Source organism: Vibrio sp. 99K-1 (assembly GCF_013114585.1).
GTDB classification, from domain to species: Bacteria; Pseudomonadota; Gammaproteobacteria; order Enterobacterales; family Vibrionaceae; genus Vibrio; species Vibrio chagasii_B.
Genome location: NZ_VTXF01000038.1, coordinates 1 through 20,127, shown reverse-complemented (window position 1 = coordinate 20,127; position 20,127 = coordinate 1). Strand labels below are relative to the sequence as shown.

General features: G+C 41.1%; 18 protein-coding genes. 3 read left to right on the top strand and 15 right to left on the bottom strand.

All coding sequences use genetic code 11. From position 1 onward, the window contains the following. Nucleotides 1-146: 146 nt before the first annotated feature. The 5 genes from F0228_RS22990 to F0228_RS22970 all read right to left on the bottom strand — a co-directional run bounded on the left by F0228_RS22990 (nucleotide 147) and on the right by F0228_RS22970 (nucleotide 5,064). The gene (locus tag F0228_RS22990) at nucleotides 147-704 is read right to left on the bottom strand and encodes a hypothetical protein (protein ID WP_061033192.1); all 558 of its coding nucleotides are present in this window, start codon (nucleotides 702-704) and stop codon (nucleotides 147-149) included. A 390-nt stretch (nucleotides 705-1,094) separates the two neighbouring features. Next, nucleotides 1,095-1,436: a four helix bundle protein gene (locus F0228_RS22985; RefSeq protein ID WP_061033191.1), complete on the bottom strand. Its 342-nt coding sequence runs from the start codon at nucleotides 1,434-1,436 to the stop codon at nucleotides 1,095-1,097. A 358-nt stretch (nucleotides 1,437-1,794) separates the two neighbouring features. Then, nucleotides 1,795-3,441 (bottom strand): chaperonin GroEL, encoded by a 1,647-nt coding sequence (groL, locus tag F0228_RS22980; RefSeq protein ID WP_171762843.1) that lies wholly within the window; start codon nucleotides 3,439-3,441, stop codon nucleotides 1,795-1,797. Nucleotides 3,442-3,493: 52 nt separating this feature from the next. Next, nucleotides 3,494-3,784: a co-chaperone GroES gene (locus F0228_RS22975; RefSeq protein WP_004741353.1), complete on the bottom strand. Its 291-nt coding sequence runs from the start codon at nucleotides 3,782-3,784 to the stop codon at nucleotides 3,494-3,496. Nucleotides 3,785-3,966: 182 nt separating this feature from the next. Next, nucleotides 3,967-5,064 carry a Wzz/FepE/Etk N-terminal domain-containing protein gene (locus tag F0228_RS22970; protein ID WP_171762854.1) on the bottom strand — a complete coding sequence of 366 codons (1,098 nt, stop codon included), beginning with the start codon at nucleotides 5,062-5,064 and terminating at the stop codon, nucleotides 3,967-3,969. Between the two features lie 183 nt (nucleotides 5,065-5,247). On the opposite strand from F0228_RS22970, the gene F0228_RS22965 reads away from it, so the two are divergent. Next, the gene (locus F0228_RS22965; protein WP_171762842.1) at nucleotides 5,248-6,609 is read left to right on the top strand and encodes an MATE family efflux transporter; all 1,362 of its coding nucleotides are present in this window, start codon (nucleotides 5,248-5,250) and stop codon (nucleotides 6,607-6,609) included. Between the two features lie 386 nt (nucleotides 6,610-6,995). Further along, nucleotides 6,996-7,478, top strand: a complete 483-nt coding sequence (locus tag F0228_RS22960; RefSeq protein ID WP_171762841.1) for a methylated-DNA--[protein]-cysteine S-methyltransferase — start codon at nucleotides 6,996-6,998, stop codon at nucleotides 7,476-7,478. A 735-nt stretch (nucleotides 7,479-8,213) separates the two neighbouring features. Here the strand turns inward: F0228_RS22960 and gpmM are convergent. Next, entirely contained in the window at nucleotides 8,214-9,746 is a 1,533-nt protein-coding gene (gene gpmM, locus F0228_RS22955; protein WP_171762840.1) for a 2,3-bisphosphoglycerate-independent phosphoglycerate mutase, read from the bottom strand. A 480-nt stretch (nucleotides 9,747-10,226) separates the two neighbouring features. Here gpmM and F0228_RS22950 point away from each other — a divergent pair, with 480 nt between their 5' ends. After that, a complete protein-coding gene (locus F0228_RS22950) occupies nucleotides 10,227-11,228 on the top strand; it encodes a sugar transferase (RefSeq protein WP_171762839.1) in 1,002 nt (333 codons plus the stop codon). A gap of 131 nt (nucleotides 11,229-11,359) precedes the next feature. On the opposite strand, the gene F0228_RS22945 is transcribed toward F0228_RS22950, so the two are convergent. The 9 genes from F0228_RS22945 to F0228_RS22905 all read right to left on the bottom strand — a co-directional run. Next, on the bottom strand, nucleotides 11,360-11,785 hold the full coding sequence (locus F0228_RS22945; protein ID WP_171762838.1) for a VanZ family protein: 426 nt from the start codon (nucleotides 11,783-11,785) through the stop codon (nucleotides 11,360-11,362). 136 nt (nucleotides 11,786-11,921) lie between these two features. Further along, complete coding sequence (gene galE, locus F0228_RS22940; RefSeq protein WP_171762837.1) at nucleotides 11,922-12,932, bottom strand: UDP-glucose 4-epimerase GalE; 1,011 nt, start codon at nucleotides 12,930-12,932, stop codon at nucleotides 11,922-11,924. A 197-nt stretch (nucleotides 12,933-13,129) separates the two neighbouring features. After that, nucleotides 13,130-13,951, bottom strand: coding sequence for a UTP--glucose-1-phosphate uridylyltransferase GalU (gene galU / locus F0228_RS22935; RefSeq protein WP_171762836.1), 822 nt, complete (start codon nucleotides 13,949-13,951; stop codon nucleotides 13,130-13,132). 294 nt (nucleotides 13,952-14,245) lie between these two features. Next, complete coding sequence (locus F0228_RS22930; RefSeq protein ID WP_171762835.1) at nucleotides 14,246-14,989, bottom strand: glycosyltransferase family 2 protein; 744 nt, start codon at nucleotides 14,987-14,989, stop codon at nucleotides 14,246-14,248. A gap of 14 nt (nucleotides 14,990-15,003) precedes the next feature. Then, the gene (locus F0228_RS22925; protein ID WP_171762834.1) at nucleotides 15,004-16,170 is read right to left on the bottom strand and encodes a nucleotide sugar dehydrogenase; all 1,167 of its coding nucleotides are present in this window, start codon (nucleotides 16,168-16,170) and stop codon (nucleotides 15,004-15,006) included. A 69-nt stretch (nucleotides 16,171-16,239) separates the two neighbouring features. After that, nucleotides 16,240-17,094 (bottom strand): hypothetical protein, encoded by an 855-nt coding sequence (locus F0228_RS22920; RefSeq protein WP_171762833.1) that lies wholly within the window; start codon nucleotides 17,092-17,094, stop codon nucleotides 16,240-16,242. Next, a complete protein-coding gene (locus F0228_RS22915; protein WP_171762832.1) occupies nucleotides 17,084-18,247 on the bottom strand; it encodes a glycosyltransferase in 1,164 nt (387 codons plus the stop codon). The genes F0228_RS22920 and F0228_RS22915 overlap by 11 nt, the downstream gene beginning before the upstream one ends. Continuing rightward, entirely contained in the window at nucleotides 18,244-19,191 is a 948-nt protein-coding gene (locus tag F0228_RS22910; RefSeq protein ID WP_171762831.1) for a glycosyltransferase family 2 protein, read from the bottom strand. Before F0228_RS22910 ends, F0228_RS22915 begins: the two co-directional genes overlap by 4 nt. Continuing rightward, a partial coding sequence (locus F0228_RS22905) for an EpsG family protein (protein WP_171762830.1) occupies nucleotides 19,191-20,127 on the bottom strand: 937 nt, incomplete at its 5' end. The genes F0228_RS22910 and F0228_RS22905, both read right to left, overlap by 1 nt.

Sequence of the window (20,127 nt, the reverse complement as noted above, 5' to 3'; positions counted from 1 at the left end):
ACAATCACTGCAACAGCAAATATAAAACAATATGCTTATCTTATTTAGGAAGGGGCATTTGGAAATCTATAAGAAATTGCTGAGTTGCAATAACGCCTAAGTCAGATTCACTTAGGCGTTATGAATCACAATAGTAACACTAAGCCTTACTTAGCAAAGTTTACAATCGGGAAGCATGGGAAGAAACCGTTATCTGCACAGTTGATCAGACCAACCTGTACGCCTTCGATTTTGTTGGTTTTGTTGAAGATACCAACTTGTACCGTCGACACCTCTGAAAGGTTCGCCGCACCAACATCAACCATAGTGTCGCCTTCAGAGTAGTTTACGAAACTTACGTTAGCGCCTTTTACATCGTTAGTGATGTTCACAGCACCTAGGTTAAGACCCGTTGTTTTACCCGTATTCCAGTTAAAGAAGCCCAGTGATGCACCTGTCATCTCTTGGTTCACTTTAGATGCGCCAAAAATACCAAGGTTCACACCCGTTGTTGTTTGAGTCTCAGACATACCCACAACCGCAAGGTCGACACCTTTAAGGTCGTTTACTTGGCCATGAAGCAGAGCCAAGCGCACACCACCAACTGCATCTGAATCAGGTGCGTTGAAGCCATTGATCGTTGAAAACATAACAGGCGAAGAAGCGAATGCCGCCGGTGCCATTACCGCTGCCGACACAGCAAGTACTGAAAGTAGTTTTTTCATTGGGGAGTCTCCACTGACTTATTGTTAACTTGATTTATACATTATCAATCAAGCGTTTATTGTCCTTTATTCAACAGCTATCCATGTTATATCAATGTCATAACTGCACTGTTGAATATAAGACGGTAAATCAGAAAGAGCAATGGTTAAGAGCAGATGCGGGATGCGAGTAAACGAGATACGAAAAAATAAAAGCGGATGAGGGATTCGAGTAACGAGATGCGGAAAAATAAAAGCGGATGAGGGATTCGAGTAGCGAGATGAGAAAAGAATAAAAGCGGGTGAAGAAAATAAGATGAGAGATTCGAGTGAACGAGATACGAAAGGCAAAGGGCGGAGGTGAAAGACCAAAACATAACAGCGAGTTTATTAAGCAAGAAGAAGGGGAAGTTATTGTTCTAGTGACTTGATTAAAGCGCCTAACATGCGAGATATATGAAGTGCCTCCGATTGCCACCTAACAGCAACATCTTTAGCTACAAAACCAACTTCAGAACCGATATCGGCTTGAGTAGCAAACTCACCAATGGATCCTTTGGCGATTGCAAAGAAATGCTTACGCTCTTTAAGAGACCTTCGCTCACACCCTTCAGCTATATTACTTGGGACGGACAACGCACTACGAGTAATCTGATCTTTAAAACCATAGTCACGACAAGTCGCCATTTCCCTATAAACAGAAATCGACAGCAGACGACTACGCTGCCAAACATCTAGTTTTCTATAAAGCACAATTTCCACCTAAAGACCGAAAACCTAATCATCTCAAAAGTACCCCATTGAAAAGCCCCAAAAAAGAACCAAAGTTCGAGACTTCTGTTCAGTGGTGTCTGTAATTTCGAACTTGCTCTCAATCTTTTCGAATCTCGTTTACCCGAATCCCGTATCTGCCTTTCAAGCTCTTCGCATCCCGTTAACCCGAATCCCGCATCTGCCCTTCAAGCTCTTCTCATCTCGTCTACTCGCATCCCGTATCTGCTTTTTCAGCTCTTCGTATCCCGCTTACTCGCATCCCGCATCTGCTCTTTAGACATAAAAAACGGAGACCGAAGTCTCCGTTTTTAATTTCACTACGAATAGCAAAGGGGGATTACATCATACCGCCCATGCCACCCATACCGCCCATGCCACCCATATCAGGCATTGCAGGAGCTGCTTCTTGAGGCTTGTCTGTCACCATTGCTTCTGTTGTGATCATAAGACCAGCAACAGATGCCGCGAATTGTAGTGCAGAACGCGTCACCTTAGTTGGATCTAGGATACCCATAGCAATCATGTCGCCGTATTCGCCCGTTGCAGCGTTGTAACCGTAGTTACCTTCGCCAGCACGAACGTTGTTAGCAACAACAGACTCTTCATCGCCTGCGTTCTTAGTGATTTGACGGATAGGCGCTTCCATTGCACGTAGTGCAACGCGGATACCGACGTTTTGCTCTTCGTTGTCACCTTCAAGGTTAGCAACTTTAGACGCAGCACGGATAAGTGCAACACCACCACCAGCAACCACACCTTCTTCAACTGCAGCGCGAGTCGCGTGAAGTGCGTCTTCTACGCGGTCTTTCTTCTCTTTCATCTCAACTTCAGTCGCAGCACCAACTTTGATTACTGCAACACCGCCAGCTAGCTTAGCCACGCGCTCTTGAAGTTTCTCTTTGTCGTAGTCAGACGTTGCATCTTCGATTTGTTGACGGATTTGAGAAACGCGACCTTGGATCATCGCTTCTTCACCCGCGCCATCGATGATGGTTGAGTTTTCTTTAGTGATCGTTACTCGCTTAGCTTGACCTAGGTCTTCTAGCGTTACTTTCTCTAGGTCTAGACCGATCTCTTCAGAGATAACCGTACCGCCAGTTAGGATAGCGATGTCTTGTAGCATTGCTTTACGACGGTCACCGAAACCAGGTGCTTTAACAGCCGCAACTTTCACGATGCCGCGCATGTTGTTTACAACTAGAGTTGCAAGCGCTTCGCCTTCTACATCTTCAGCGATGATTAGAAGTGGACGAGATGCCTTAGCTACTGCTTCTAGAGTCGGAAGAAGTTCACGGATGTTTGAAACTTTCTTGTCGATAAGAAGGATGAATGGGCTTTCTAGATCAACAGAACCTGCTTCTTGGTTGTTGATGAAGTAAGGAGATAGGTAACCGCGATCGAACTGCATACCTTCAACTACGTCTAGCTCGTCTTGTAGAGCCTGACCTTCTTCAACTGTGATAACGCCATCACGACCTACTTTTTCCATCGCTTCAGCAATGATGTTACCTACTGTCGCATCAGAGTTTGCAGAGATAGTACCTACTTGCGCGATAGCTTTAGTATCTGCACATGGAACAGAAAGGCCTTTTAGCTCTTCAACAGCAGCCGTTACTGCTTTGTCGATACCACGCTTAAGGTCCATTGGGTTCATGCCAGCTGCAACCGCTTTTAGGCCTTCAGTGATGATAGCTTGAGCTAGAACTGTAGCTGTAGTTGTACCGTCGCCCGCAGCGTCGTTCGCTTGCGAAGCCACTTCTTTAACCATTTGTGCGCCCATGTTTTGGAACTTGTCTTCAAGCTCGATTTCACGTGCAACAGAAACACCATCTTTAGTGATTGTTGGTGCGCCAAATGATTTGTCTAGAACAACATTACGGCCTTTAGGACCAAGTGTTACTTTTACTGCGTCAGCCAGAACGTTTACACCTTCTAGCATTTTAATACGTGCGTCGTTACCAAATTTAACGTCTTTAGCAGCCATCTTTATTTCCTTTAAATTCTTTATTCAGTCAGTTCAGTTTGTATAGCGCGGATTACTCAACGATCGCCATGATGTCGTTTTCAGACATGATCAGAACTTCTTTACCGTCGATTTTTTCAGACTTAGTGCCGTAGCCTTCAGCAAAGATAACAGTGTCGCCAACTTTAACGTCCAATGGTTGTACTGAACCGTTTTCTAGGATGCGGCCTTTGCCCACAGCTAGAATTACACCGCGAGTTGATTTTTCAGCGGCAGAACCAGTTAGAACGATGCCACCAGCAGATTTAGATTCAACTTCTTGGCGCTCAACGATAACTCGGTCGTGTAGAGGACGGATATTCATCGGTCGTATCTCCTGATAATTTCCATTTAATTTGATAGTTGCCACGATTGGCATGGGGTTAAAGAGTATGTTGGGGCGAAGTGAAAGATCCCAAGGGGGGAGGCGGACTTTTTGTGAGGAAACTCAAACAACAAGAAATGTAAAAAGAAAAATGGCTAGTGAGTAACACTAGCCATTTGAACTTAATCTTTTTCTCTAATCAAAAAACGTATCAGCACAATACCCAAACTAATAATACCCCCCAAAAAAGTACCTAGTATAACGATCAAAGCGCGGTTAGGCTTATCTCTCGCTATTGGCTGTTCGACATTTTCCAAAAATCGAAAAGTCTGAAATTCAACACTTCGATCTATTTCAAGGTTACTCAACATATCTAATTTGGCATTTATTTGTTGAAGGCGAGGCTCAATAACACTTAAGTTCTTTACAGACTCCAAAGCTTGAACCTTTGCAGCTAAGCCTTTTGCCCCTAAATCTATACCAAATAGCTCATTGTCATTACCAACTTGTATAGGTTTCTCGACCCCTGCGGCTTGTGCTATACCCATAGCATACTTAGCTCTCTCACTCTCAACTAATAATTGATTCCTCGCCTGACTCTCTAGAATTCGTTTTTGCTGAATCAACTCATTTCTTTTACCGTTAACAACCGCTTTTAGGTTGTTGAACGCATCGTCATACACCTTGGACTCAGTAAATGAAATATAAGCTGTTAACAAATCAAAGCTGCTTTCTTTAGTCATAGTTTGAAAACTAACCACATAAGGAGAATTTCTATTATTTATGTCAACAATGGATGTTGAAACTCTACCAAACCACTGTGAATAGAACGCCCTGGTAGCATCTTCCGAAATAGCTGTTTCATCTGAAGAAGTTATATCTCTTAAAGCTTGAAAATCAGAATTACTCTCGAAAAAAGAACGCTTGTTATTGGTTGAGTTCAGCATATTAATAAAGCTATTAAACAAAGCTTCTGCATTAACCAAGGTATCCAGCTCTCGGCTGACTAAAACGGTACCATCATCTTGGTAGATATTGAAAACAGGCTGAAACTGCTTTACCTGCTGTTGATATGCAGTAATGTCTTGAGGTTGCGCTTGCACTATTTTAGCTTTCGATGACCACCACTCTTGCACTGATAGCGCATAACCAACGCTAATAATTGCAAATAAAGCCGTAACTAACATGATTATTAGCTTACCGTTCCAAATTGCCTTAAAAAGCTCTTTAAGGTCGACTAAATCATTTGAATTATATACAGGTGTATTTTCTGGGGGCATCGATGGTAGCTCACTTTGTTGCTTCACTATAAATCTCTCAAACATCTAAATTAGTAACGGGAAAAGTGCTATCACAGCATATGCTGTAAGTCTTGTGTGATTTGTAAACTTTACGAAAGTGATCTTCAGACTGCTCAAGTTTCACTGTATTCTACTCACATTCTAATTCAATCGGCGTTTTACATGCAAGATAAGCACGGGCTTCTTACTGCCCCAATAGCAAATACTCTGCGCACTATGACCATACCGACCATTTTAGGCATGGTTGCGATCTTGATGTTTAACTTAGTCGATACCTTCTTTATCTCACTACTCGGCACACAAGCGCTTGCAGCAGTGAGCTTTACCTTTCCAGTTACCTTCGCCATCAATTGCATCACAATGGGCATAGGTGTGGGGCTGTCCACATGTATTGGGCGCTTGCTGGGTCAAGGCTGCGCACAAAATGCCGCTCGCTTTACTTGTCATGGATTATTGCTTGCCGTGCTGCTTGTTGGATTTGCATCAACACTGGGGCTTGTAACTCTAGAACCCATGTTTACCTTATTAGGGGCAGAACCAGAGTTACTGCCACTGATATCTGAATACATGACTGTCTGGTACTTAGCCATTCCGCTGCTTGTTATCCCAATGGCAGGCAATAGCGCGATACGAGCGAGTGGTGATACCAAAACCCCCGCCAAGATCATGATGTTAGCGGGCCTAATTAACGGTATCCTCGACCCCTTGCTGATCTTCGGTTACGGACCTTTCCCTGAACTCGGGATTCAAGGCGCAGCCATCGCCAGTGGTTTCAGTTGGTTTGGTGCGTTGTGTGGTTCGCTGTATGTATTAATCAAACGAGAAAAGCTACTTGCTCCACCCAAAGCTCAAGAGGTTATCCGCGACTGGAAGCAAATCCTCACGATTGGTACACCCGCTGCACTTTCAAACGCCCTAAACCCACTCGCGGGTGCCATCATTATGATGATGCTGGCTAAGCAAGGAACCGAAGCCGTTGCCGCTTATGGCGCTGCTCAGCGTATTGAGTCGATTCTGATCATAGTCTTGATGTCTCTCACTTCAGCTCTCACCCCTTTTATGGCGCAAAACTTTGGAGCAGAGAATCCACAACGTAGTTTCAAAGCTCTATTCTTGAGCATGCGTTTCGCCGTGCTATTCCAAGGTTTGATCTTTTTAATGATGGTGCCATTGAGCATCCCATTAGCTGCTCTCTTTTCTCAAGAGGAGTCGGTTCGAGGTATCTTGTGGCACTACCTGTTAGTTGTGCCATTCAGCTATGGCTTCCAAGGCATTGTGATGATGCTGATAAGTGCAATGAATGCCATGCATCAACCACTCAAAGCCTTCCAATGGAGCTTCATGCGCCTTTTCGTATTTACCCTGCCGTTTGCCTGGGTGGGCAGCCAAATTGATGGTGTCGAAGGGCTGTTTATTGGCCTAGCATTAGGAAACATAATGGGTGGCATTTCAGGGTACCTGTTTGCGCTTCGTGTTAGAGCTAGAGCAGATGCGGGATGCGAGATGCGAGATGCGAAAAGATAAAAAGCAGATTCGAGTTTCGGGTATCGAGATGCGAAAAGATTAAAAAGCAAATTCGAAAGGATTAAAAAGCAAATTCGAAAGGATTTAAGTGCGAATATCAGGCTCAAGTGACACTCGACTCTAACCACGTCATTCCCTATAGCGAGGAACGAGCGCAGTAGGGAATCTATTACCCATTGCTAATACCGCGTTGCTTGAGATTCCAGACACTTCGTCCCTCAATTCTGGAATGACGGCTTAAGGTACTGCAGTAGATTCGAGGTTCGGGTATCAACATACGAAAAGATTAAAAATAGGTTCGAGATACTGAAAGGGTTAAAAGCTTCAAGCGGATACAAAATTCGAAGTGCTTGAGAGCAGAAATAGACTAGAAGAAGGAAGATGACATGGAAGGCAGTACTTACAAAATGCTCTACGATGCGCCGATTGGCAAGATGATCATTGTTAGTGATGGCGTATCGATTATAGAAATCGACCATGTGAACCACGATGAGGCGATTGATTGCAATCCCGATGAATTATGTCTCAAAGTATTACGACAACTAGACGAATATTTTACTGGTCAACGAACTGAATTTGATTTGCCATTGAGAGCGACAAAAGGCACAGACTTTCAAAAATCAGCTTGGCAGGCTCTCGCTTCTATTCCTTATGGCGAAACTATTAGCTATGGCGAACAAGCCAAGAGAATGGGCAAACCAAAAGCCGTAAGAGCGGTAGGAGGTGCGAACGGCAAGAACCCGTTTAGTATTGTGGTTCCATGTCATCGAGTGATAGGTGCCAATGGAACATTAACTGGCTACACCGGTGGCATGAACCGCAAAGAGTGGTTGTTGGATTTTGAACAGTCAGTTCTGAAAGCGAGATGAGAGTAAACGAGCGGCGGGATACGAGACGAAAAGCAACAAGATAATACGAAAAGACACTACTCTTACGCTCATACTTAAATCCAATCCGGCATCCGACTTTATACTCTTAGTTACTCGATTACCTACATCTCGAACCTGCTCTAAAACCCTTCATAGCTTGTTTACTCGTATCTACCCTTTGTTTGACGACGTCATTCCCTACAGCGAGGCACGAGCGTGATAGGGAATCTCTTTCAGGGTATTGAATATGACACATCAACGTGACATGAGATTCCAGACATTTCTTTCCTCAATTCTGGAATGACAGACTAGAACAGATGAAAGTAACGAGATTCGGGATGCGAAAAGAAACAGGGCATTCCCTTCCTGTTTTTGGCTTTACCGCTTTTCGTCACTCGTTAACCCGAATCCCGCATCCGCTCTTAAGCTCTTCGTATCTCGCTTACTCGTATCCCATATCTACCTTTGTTTGACAACGTCATTCCCTACAGCTAGGCACGAGCGTGATAGGGAATCTCTTTCAGGGTATTGAATATGACACATCAACGTGACATGAGATTCCAGACATTTCGTCCCTCAATTCTGGAATGACATACTAGAACAGATGAAAATAACGATGCTCTTACGCTCTTCGAATCCCGTTTACTCGCATCCCGTATCTATACTCAAATTCCAGATACAAAAAAACGGCCACACTCGCGTGCAGCCGTTCTAGTATTCGATGAAAGTTAAAAGTTACTTAACTAAAACATCACCTGACATTTCAGCAGGGATCTCTGTACCAGTTAGAGATAACATTGTTGGTGCAAGGTCAGACAGCTTACCGCCTTCTTTGAACTCAACGTCTTTGTTACCTACGTAGATAAGTGGTACTGGTAGATTAGTGTGTGCAGTGTGGATGCCGCCCGTTTCTGGGTTAACCATCATTTCTGCGTTACCGTGGTCTGCTGTGATAAGCAGTTGACCGTCAGCTTCTTTGATTGCTTCAACCACTTTACCAAGACACTCGTCTAGAGACTCTACGGCTTTTACTGCTGCATCGTAAACGCCAGTGTGGCCAACCATGTCACAGTTAGGGAAGTTACAAACGATAGCGTCGTATTTGCCGCCTTTGATTGCTGCAACTAGCTTTTCAGTTAGTTCTGGTGCGCTCATTTCAGGCTGTAGGTCGTAAGTGGCTACTTTTGGAGAAGCAACAAGTTGACGCTCTTCGCCTTCGAACTCGTCTTCGATACCGCCATTGAAGAAGAAAGTCACGTGCGCGTATTTCTCTGTTTCTGAAATACGTAGCTGCGTTTTACCTTGCTTAGATAACCACTCACCGTAAGTGTTCTCTAGAGAAGCAGGTGGGAATGCACATAACAGTGGGATATCAGCAGCGTATTGAGTCAGCATCACGAAGTCGATTGCTGGGAATACATTACGCTCGAAGCCTGAAAAATCAGTAACGAATGTGCGAGTGATTTGACGAGCACGGTCTGCACGGTAGTTCATGAAGATAACTGCATCGCCATCAACGATAGCTGCAGACTCTTCACCTTCAGCTTTAATTTCAGTCGCTTTAACAAACTCATCGTTTTCATCACGAGCGTAAGCCGCCTCTAGGCCTGCAACTGCAGTGTCGAATGTGAACTCTGCTTTTGCTTCCGTTAGCAGCTCGTAGGCAGTCTGAACGCGATCCCAGTTGTTATCACGGTCCATCGCGTAGTAACGGCCAACCAAAGATGCCACACGACCTTTGCCTAGTTTAGCGAACAGATCTTGGAAGCGTTGTAGAGAGTTTTCAGCGCTACGTGGCGGCGTATCACGGCCATCTAGGAATGCGTGTAGGTAGATTTTCTCTGCGCCACGCTCTGCTGCCATTTCAACGGCTGCGTAGATGTGATCTTCATGAGAGTGAACACCACCTGGTGACATAAGACCCATGATGTGAACCGCTTTATCCGCTTTCACAGCTTTGTCGATAGCATTCACTAGCGCTTCAGTTTGACCGAATTCACCATCTGCAATTGACTTAGTGATACGAGTAAGATCTTGGTATACCACACGACCAGCACCGATGTTAGTGTGACCAACTTCAGAGTTACCCATTTGGCCATCAGGTAGGCCTACATCCATGCCAGAAGCAGAGATTAGCGTGTTAGGTTGGTTAGCAATAAGACCGTCTAATACTGGTGTCTTAGCGTTCGCGATAGCGTTGTCTTGGTTGTCTTCACGGTAACCGTAACCGTCAAGGATCACTAGAGCCATTGGCTTCTTAGCTGACATAGGACTGACCTCGTTCAATTCAAAATAAATCGGTATAAAAACAAATTAGCGTAATTTTACTACAGTTTACAGTCAAAACTGTAGTGGAAGATCAAGAAACGTCTCAGGTAGGCCGATCGGATGTGAAAAAAAATGTCATTTTGTGTTCAAGACTCCGAGGCAATGTTTTGGATTAGACGGCGCATAATAACGCAATATTCACACTAAATATAAACCTTGATGCACATTTAAAAATGTAGACTTTGTTCCAAAAAAGTGAACAAACCATACTCAACCAAGTGTACATATTGATAGTTTTAACGTAAGATGCACGCATTCAAGAACTATAAAAATTTTTTATGGCGTCATAAGTCTTTCACTTTCAAGCAACTAATCTCAACAATCTAGATCCAAAAATAGATTACTACGAGAGACTTTATTTTAACGAAAAGTGAATTTAACTAAACGTTCATAGAACAACAATTATTAATCTAACTTATAATGAAAAACTCAGTTGCTCTTAAACAAACCGCCCCAAGCGAACTTTCCGATCTTGCCATTGAAGCCGAGGCAGATCATCAGGCTCAACAAACCTCAGCATCAGACTGTAAATCGACACTTCACATATACGCACCTGAATCATGTTTAGATACCCTTCATTCTGTTTTAGCTCGCCATGACATTGAGTATGATATAAACAACTACTCAATCAGAGACTTTAAAGGTGCAACATTGTGCCACTTTCAAAGTTTGAAGCTTGATGAAGAGCACCGCACATTTTTAATTGGAGCGACGGAGCTGGGTGCTTGGGTTGAACCATTAGTCAGCTACTTTGATAGAACACTTGGCTATACTGAAACGGAACTGCTTCACAGTGGATACTTTCTACACCAAAAAGCCTTCTCAATACTTTCAAACAAAAGACATGTAAACGAAAAACGCTTTATCGATCTATTGTTCGTTTTCATGATTGGTTTGATTGCTATTCCAGTTGGCCTTTTGACGGCAGCATTAATCAAACTTGAATCACCAGGCCCTATCTTCTTTAAACAACGAAGAACTGGCCAATATAATCAAGAATTTGAAGTTATCAAGTTCCGTTCAATGCGTAACGACGCCGAAAAGAATGGCGCTCAGTGGGCAACGAAGAATGATGCTCGAGTAACCAAAGTAGGTAACTTCATTCGTAAGACACGTATTGATGAACTGCCACAGTTGATCAACGTCTATAAAGGTGAGATGTCGATGGTAGGCCCACGCCCTGAGCGTGAGGTGTTTATCGAGGAACTAGAAAAAGAGATCCCATACTATCGTTTTCGCCATGCCGTAAAACCCGGAGTAACAGGTTTAGCTCAAGTAAAGTACGCATATGGTGCTTCTGTTGAAGACGCGGTTTGGAAGCATAAGTTTGATATCTACTACATTAAGCACCAGAACTGGCGTATGGAGCTGAAGATTTTATTCCTGACTGTGAAAACTGTAATCTTTGGAATGGGTCGTTAGTAGAAAACCTGATCGTTTATCAAAAGGCATCAATATCTGTTTATTGGTGCCTTTTAATTTTTTAAGCCACGTCAAATATATGAGTGCCGAGTCCTAACAAGCCAGACTCATCAAGAGGCATTTCACCCACCTCATGTTGGAAGATTACGATATCGTTTGTGTACCAAAGACACCGCATACGCGAGCTCTAGCCCTAAAAAGTTAGCAAGCCAATCGTAGAAAGACGCATGACGCCCAACTTGAATACCTTGCAATAATTCAATGCCCCCACTCATGATCCAAAAACCAGTTAAAGTCATGAAAAAAAAGCGCTGAGGAAGCGCAATAAAAGTAGTCAGCCCCAATACACAATACGCACAAGCATGTTTGATTTTATCGATGCCCTCAAAGCTCATCACTGTTGTGGGGTTACGTGGTGTAAGCGATAAATACCAAATACCAAATACCAAATACCAAATACCAATCAATACACACAACAAAGCCAGCTTAGCAGTGATCGATACCATACGTTGATAAAGCGAGTGAGAACAGAGCAAAATGCTCGGTGTTTCATTCATTGATAAAAATACCTAATGGTTAATTAGTTCATCTATTGAACGTCATAGTCAGCCGCTATGATCTATGATTCATCGAAAAAAGGGACAGCTTTAGCCATCCCTTTCAAAACATCGATCGACGCTCACGGTAGATAAACTATTGGTACCCTTCCGGGTTGTTCGATTGCCAACGCCACGTATCTTCAACCATCGTTTTCAATGAACGCGTTGCTTTCCAACCAAGTACTTGTTCAGCATAACTTGGATCAGCCCAGCATTCCGCAATATCTCCTGCACGGCGAGGTAATACCTGATAAGGCACCGCGCGTTGTGAGGCCTGCTCAAAAGCCGTGACCATTTCAAGCACACTATTCCCTTGACCAGTGCCTAAGTTAAAGACATGCAAGCCACGCTGACTACCAACCTTATTTAATGCCGCTAAGTGGCCTTCAGCCAAATCAACCACGTGGATATAATCACGAACTCCCGTGCCATCCGATGTGGGGTAATCATTACCAAACACACCTAGCTTGTCGCGGCGGCCCACCGCTACTTGCGCGACAAATGGTAACAAGTTGTTAGGAATGCCTTGAGGGTCTTCTCCCAGTAACCCCGATTGATGTGCGCCAACAGGATTAAAATAACGAAGGAGCGTAATGCTCCATTCTGGGTTCGCTTTATGAAAATCCGTTAAGCACTCTTCCACCATCAGCTTACTGCGCCCATAAGGGTTAGTGGCTGACGTTGGGAAGTCTTCGCGGATAGGCACCGAAGCCGGGTCGCCATACACCGTTGCCGACGAACTAAAAATAATGCTCTTCACGCCAGCTTTATCCATCTCTCTAACCAGGTTCAATGTCCCAGAGACATTGTTATCGTAATACATCAAGGGTTTTTCGACGGATTCACCAACCGCTTTGAGGCCTGCAAAGTGAATGACACCCACAATGTTATGTTTAGCAAAAATGCGTTGAAGAATAGCCGAGTCACGAATATCACCTTGATAGAAGGTAGGTCTAATTCCTGAGACATGCTCTACACGTTCTAACACCACCGCTTTACTGTTGTAGAGGTTGTCCAAAATAATAGGGGTGATGCCAGCCTCAATCATTTGAATGCAAGTGTGGCTGCCAATATAACCGGTACCACCAGTCACTAAAATTTCCATGTTCGTTTATTACCTTTTGTCACTTTTCACCGCGAAACCTGTCTTATTTGCAAATACAACAAGTGCGTAGAATAAAAAAGGCTAGCTACAAAAGTAACTAGCCCACGCTATTGAAATTCAAAAGCCACTAAACCGTTTCTAATTGATTTAGTCACTTCAAGGTTGGCTTTTCTTTTAGTAAGCTCCGCACCGGGATCTTACTTATAGAAAGCTTCAAAACAATGATTCGTTGCTTCGATATACCCTTCTACGCTGCCGCAATCAAAACGTTGACCTTTAAACTTATAAGCAAGAACACAGCCTGATTTTGCTTGTTTAAGTAATGCATCCGTAATTTGGATTTCCCCTCCTTTACCCGGCTCTGTTTGTTCAATCAGCTCAAAGATATCAGGCGTAAGAATATAACGCCCAATAATCGCTAGATTACTTGGTGCCGTCCCGGGTTCAGGTTTTTCAACCATATCGTCAATGCGGAAGATATCATCCTTTATCATTTCTCCAGAAATCACGCCATATTTGTGGGTTTCTGATTCTGGGACTTTTTGCACGGCGACAATTGAGCAACGAAACTGTTTATACAGATCGACCATTTGTGCTAATACGCCTTGCTGCTCGTTAACACACAAATCATCAGCCAATACCACGGCAAATGGTTCATCACCAATAAGTTCACGCCCCGTAAGAACCGCATGCCCAAGCCCTTTCATTTCACGCTGGCGAATGTAGGTGTAACTTGCAGAATCGATCAAACCTCGGATGTCATCCAATAAAGACTCTTTACTCGTGCCCATGATTTGGTGTTCAAGTTCATAGTTCTTATCAAAGTGATCCATTAACGAGTGTTTGCCACGGCCAGTTACGATACACATATCACTCATGCCAGCTTGAATGGCTTCTTCCACGCCATACTCAATAAGCGGCTTGTTCACCACTGGCATCATTTCTTTTGGCATAGATTTAGTCGCCGGAAGGAATCGGGTTCCATAGCCGGCAGCAGGGAAAAGGCATTTTTTTATCATATTTATTAGTTTTTTTGTTACTGGCGCTTTTAGCACTAAATATTGAATACAAATTAACGCATGTTTTGAACCATTGGTTAAACATACCGAAATAGAGGGCTTCAAAGTGAGCACTTGCTCCACACACTCAAAGCTTTTTAGCTCCCTCGAATAAAAGATAGATAAATAAAATCAATATATTGATTTATTTTTCGACACGGATTAATTGCATGATGCCATATCAAAGGCCGCATTAATCAAATTCGAATAACTAGGTTCTGTTTTGTAAAAAAGGAGAAATTAAGTTTTAGGCACTTATACTTTTCTAGTCATACCTTTAAATGCATAGTGACCAAAGTATTTAATAGATGCCCGTAACGATAAACGTTCGACCTCGCGATAAATACGCCATTGATACTTAAGCACACCAAGTTTATTGGATGAAACCGATTTCCCACCAACCCGATACCTAGCAAGTGGCTTATTTTCAGCCCTTCTGGCTACCACTCCCATTTTCAAAATCTCCAACCAAAGGCCCATATCCTGCCTTTTAGCGATATTAGGCATAAAAACCTTTCCCAAGGCATCAACACTGTACATAGCTGTCAAACAGCCGATCTGATTAGATTGTAGAATATCCTTGTAAGTCAGGCTTAGAGGTGGTGTCCTATACCCGATAACTTTACCTTTTGCATCAAACACCTCATATGAGGTGTAAGACAAAGCGACATCATTGTCTTGCATAAATTGAAGTTGCAGCTCCAATTTATTCGGGTGCCAAATATCATCCGCATCTAAGAACGCAATGAAGTTACCTTTCGCTTCCGCGATACCTCGATTACGAGTGACCGCAGGGCCGGCATTCCAAGCCCTCTTAATCAGTTTAATCTTAGGATCAGCTTCTATAATCTTTAACAAATCATTGTGTATAGAAGACGTTGAACAATCATCAATGATGATATGTTCATAATTTGAGTATGTTTGCTTTTGGACACTCTCTATCGTTTCTATCAGCTCTAAATTAGGGTTAAAACAAGGAGTGATAATCGATACTAACATCGTTCAGTTTTCCTTTAATCGCTACCAAATAAGTCACGTGTATACACCTTAGTGGCAACATCTTGTAACTCTTGCGCCATGCGGTTTGAAACGATCACATCACAACTTGATTTAAACTGCTCAAAATCCGTTAGCACCAATGAGCGGAAAAACTCTTTTTCTTTCAGCTCCGGCTCAAACACCACCACTTCAATGCCTTTGGCTTTCAGGCGCTTCATAATACCTTGAATGCTCGAAGCGCGGAAATTGTCCGAGCCAGACTTCATCACTAAACGGTAGATGCCGACGCGCGTTGGGTTACGCTTGATGATTGAATCAGCAATAAAATCTTTACGTGTGGTATTCGAATCTACAATCGCACCAATGATGTTATTCGGCACGTCTGAATAATTCGCTCGCAGTTGTTTGGTGTCTTTCGGTAAACAGTAACCGCCGTAACCAAATGAAGGGTTATTGTAATGCGAACCAATACGCGGGTCTAAGCACACGCCATCAATGATTTGCCGCGTATCTAAGCCGTGAGATTCCGCGTAAGTGTCAAGTTCGTTAAAGTAAGCGACGCGCAGAGCCAAGTAAGTATTAGAGAACAATTTTACCGCTTCCGCTTCCGTCGAGTCGGTATACAAGATTTCAACGTCTTTCTTAACTGCCCCTTCTAACAGAAGGTTAGCAAAGACTTGAGCACGTTCCGAACGCTCACCCACTACAATGCGCGATGGGTGTAGGTTATCGTATAACGCTTTGCCTTCACGTAAAAACTCCGGCGAAAACATCAGGTTTTCACACCCTACTTCCTCTTTAATACGCGCAGTATAGCCCACAGGGATAGTAGACTTGATCACCATTACCGCATTCGGATTAATCGCCATTACGTCTTTGATTACCGCCTCAACAGAAGATGTGTTGAAGTAATTGGTTTCAACATCGTAGTCGGTTGGGGTAGCGATGATCACGAATTCAGCATCGGTATACGCCAGTTCTTTATCAAGTGTTGCAGTAAAGTTTAATGGCTTATTCGCCAGGAAATCTTCTATTTCAGCATCGACGATTGGTGATATTTTATCATTCAATAATTTTACTTTTCCTTCGAGAATATCAACTGCGATAACCTCATGATGCTGGGCTAATAGCATCGCATTTGATAAGCCTACATAGCCGGTACCGGCAACAGTAATTTTCATTCAAGTAACTCAATTAGGGTTAAAATAAACCACTTAAAATAAACTAAGCACAGAGAGCACAAGAGGTCACTAGTCTTCTTTGAACTCATGCTCAGTAATATTGTAATATTCTAATATGGCTCTTAGCTGAACGTCGTTCTTAGAAAGGCCATCCGCAACATTAACATTCCGTAAAGATATTCTTTGCGAGCCAAATATCAAAGGAAAGTGAATAGATTGAGAATAACATAGCCTTGAAGAACGACCATTTAATAGAGTCATAACCTTAAACCACATATCATCGGCATATGGTGCCAGCTTCTTGTAGATGTTTGCATTATCAAAGTCTGGATGTAGACAACCGTCCGGGTATAAAACACCACTAACTCCGGTAGGCAGTAGATACTTATTTGCTTGAAAATTAGAGGCTTCTGGATAGGTTGAGTAGAGTCCAACATTACCTCCTTCAAACTGTATTTCTTTTCCTCTAAAAAAAATTATATCTTCAGGGTTAGCTGTATGAGCTTTATATAGAGTATTAACAAAGTTTGATGGATAAAAAATATCATCATCTATTGTAACAACTGGTTTGTCCCATTTTCTGTAGGAATAAATCAGCTTTTTATAAGACCTTTCATTCCCATCAACAAAGTGTATCTTTAACCCACGTCGCTCCAATCTTAAAAGCGAACATGGTAAGTTTCTGTCCGGAAATTCATCTAAAGATAAATAGAGCTCAACTATAAATTCAAAGTCACACTGCTGGTAAAAAATAGATTCGATAGTTAAGAAAACTTTATGGATCCTAGCTGGGAAACAGGTTAGAGAAATGACTAGACTCGGTTTTTCAACAGCAGACAATGCTTTACCAAAAAACAAGTTCCGCGTAAAAAACAATAAAGTATAGTATAGAGAGCTTAGTAAAAGTTTAATTTTATATATCATTTATAATTCCCATATATCTTTCAGCCATAACTTTTAAAGAAAAATTTTCGGAGGTAGAAGATAAAAGTGTTTTGTCAAAGTCCCGATTCATCATTTTAATAATTGAATTACTGAATTCAATTTCACTTCCAGTAAGCTCCTGGTAGTCCAAGATATCTGTTCCCATATGTTTAGAAACCACACCTAAATCACCAATATACACACTAGCACTTAACTTAGAAGGTACAAGGCCATTTGTTATTAGCTCAGTAGCCCCACCACAATTAGTCGTTAATACCGGTACACCCAATGACAAAGCTTCAATTACCACTCCTGGAAAACCTTCATAGACCGAAGACTGAACGAGAAATTTTGAATTTTTAATATAAGGGTAAGGGTTGTCTGTATATTTCACGAACTCAATGTTACTGCCCAAGTCAAAGTGTTCTACCATATCCAAAAGCTTTGTATATATCTCTTTATCTTCAATAGAGCCGAGTATTGTTAATCGGAATTCAGGGAGTTCCTGTTTTACTTTAGATAATGCTCTTAATAAAAACCAATGTCCTTTTGCAAATGTTATTCTCCCAACAATAATGGCATCAGATTTTTTTGTAAGATTATCATCTAAATCAGATTTTTTTCTAATAGAATTTAAATCATGCCCATTGTATATAACAGAGATATTATTTACTTTAAGTAGCTTTTCTGCATCTTCTTTAACTACGTGAGAAACTGCAATAATGTGTTGAGCATAACGATATAAAAACTTGGCTACTATAATCTGAATAATACCAAACTTTCCTTTTGTTTTAGATTCAATACTAAGTTGACTATGAATTGTCAGAATTTTCTTCAACTTCATCCCTGACAACATTGCTATTATATTGCAAGTTTCCCCCATACTAACGACAACATCTATATTATTTTCTTTTATATATTTTCTGACATTTAGAACCCTTTCAACAGTAGAAAGTATCTTACCAAGGATACCACTTCTTATTCTGACATCTAACACATCAGATGTGGTTGAAAAATCATACCTAGTATTTTCTGTCCGATATAGAGCAAGTACATTATGTTTTACGTCAGACATCCCAATTGATAAATTTGAGGCAACCTTTTCTATACCGCCATCGGAAAGGCGAGGGGTTAGTATAAGTATTTTTTTCATTTAAATAACTTCATCAGTTTATAAGACATCGCATAAAATAGACCAGCGCGCAAGAATACGAACATTTGAAAACTCTGAGCTTTAACTCTTTTAGTTTTTGGTTTTATATACTTTCTATAAAAGGTTATTGTATCCATGACGTTATTGGCTCTAGAATAGAACATAAGTATACTCATAAGCTCTTTATTAATTCTAAAGTCAAAACCGGTTCTATATTCTGGATAAACACTCTTCAATTTCTCGAAAACTTTTATCGTTTGTAGTCTTTTTAAGTTAAAGGACTTTGTAACTGACTCTGAATGTTGTCGATAAGCAATTAGTTTAAAATCATTGATTCTGATAGATTTGGACTGCCTGATACAGTTTAGTAAGAAATATTGATCTTCTGCATAAGCCAGTGATTCATCAAATTTTAGCTGATGATCAATTAGAAATTTACGGTTATATAATGTAGAACACACACTATATTTCTTAATCAGATCATCATATATATACCCCTTTAAGAAATCATCAACCGGATATGTCTCAATGTTGAGATCTTGTACAGCTCTTAATACTGAAGGATCTGTAAATGTTATATACTCGCTAACAATAAGATCAAGTTCTGAAACAAAAGCGTTTTTAAAGAAACCTTCATAAAACCCTGGCAATAGTATATCGTCAGAGTCGAGAAACATGATATATTTACCAGAACAATGCTTTAACCCGTTATTTCTTGCAGAGGAGACTCCGTTATTAATTTGTTCAACTAATTTAAAGTTATTGCTACCGATACTTTCTTTAATCAAATCTACTGTGTTGTCAGTGGATCCGTCATTGACGAAAACATATTCAACATCTATTTCTTTACATTCATTAACCAAGCTAGTTATACACTCTAGAATATAGGCTTCTGAATTATAACAAGGCACTATTATCGATAGTTCATAACTTTTCAATGTCATTAGCTCCACAATTGTAAAATAATATTAAAGTATGAGAATTTGTAAAAATCAGAATAACTTGACAACAATATCGGCAAATTGTTTTTTATTTCAATAAATCTAAATAATAAAAAATAAATCGTAGTAAGCAAAAGTAAACAAAAGTTGAACAACCTTCTTTTGTTTATTGCTATATCATAGATACAACAAGATAAACTTAATATAATCAATAGTTGTGAATAACGGCCAAAAATAGTAGCAAAGTTAAAACTGAGCAAACAAAAAGAAAATAAATAAAATAAAAAATTTTCACGACTACCGTTTCTATTCAAATCCCTCCAATTCAAAGCAAATAAAATAAAAACAATTCCATAATTTTTTATTAGAAATACCATTCTCCCCGTCTCGTTAAATGAACTACTTCTTTCAACACCATAGAGGCCTGTAACATATGTGGTATAATCAATCGCCAGCCCAAATACACTATTAAAGTTTAGTACTAGTGAGGTCATAACATCTATCATTAAATCAGATAAAAAACCTAAAATTGCACAAACGATAATAACCAATATTTTAAATTTTCGGCTGTAAGAAAATTTAGTCAACAGAGATATTAAAAACAATAATGTTGGTAATATCATGCTGAAATGGAAGGAAAAAGAGGCCAAAACCAACCCCACTCCCAATAATTTTGAACCTCTGTAGAATAAGTGCCAGCCCAATAAAAAAACAGCAATAGAAGTTGAAAATCTTATACCGCTAAATAGTAAAAATGGTACTGACATAAACATGATGAAAAATGTAAGAAGCCTTCGGTACTTGGTACAAGACTCACTGCTATTTACATTATCATAATGTATTTTTGCTATTACGAAATACAGGATAAAACTAGATACAAAAGGTATAAAGTGAACATTAAATTGAAACTTATTGACAATATAATATAATGTCGTTAAG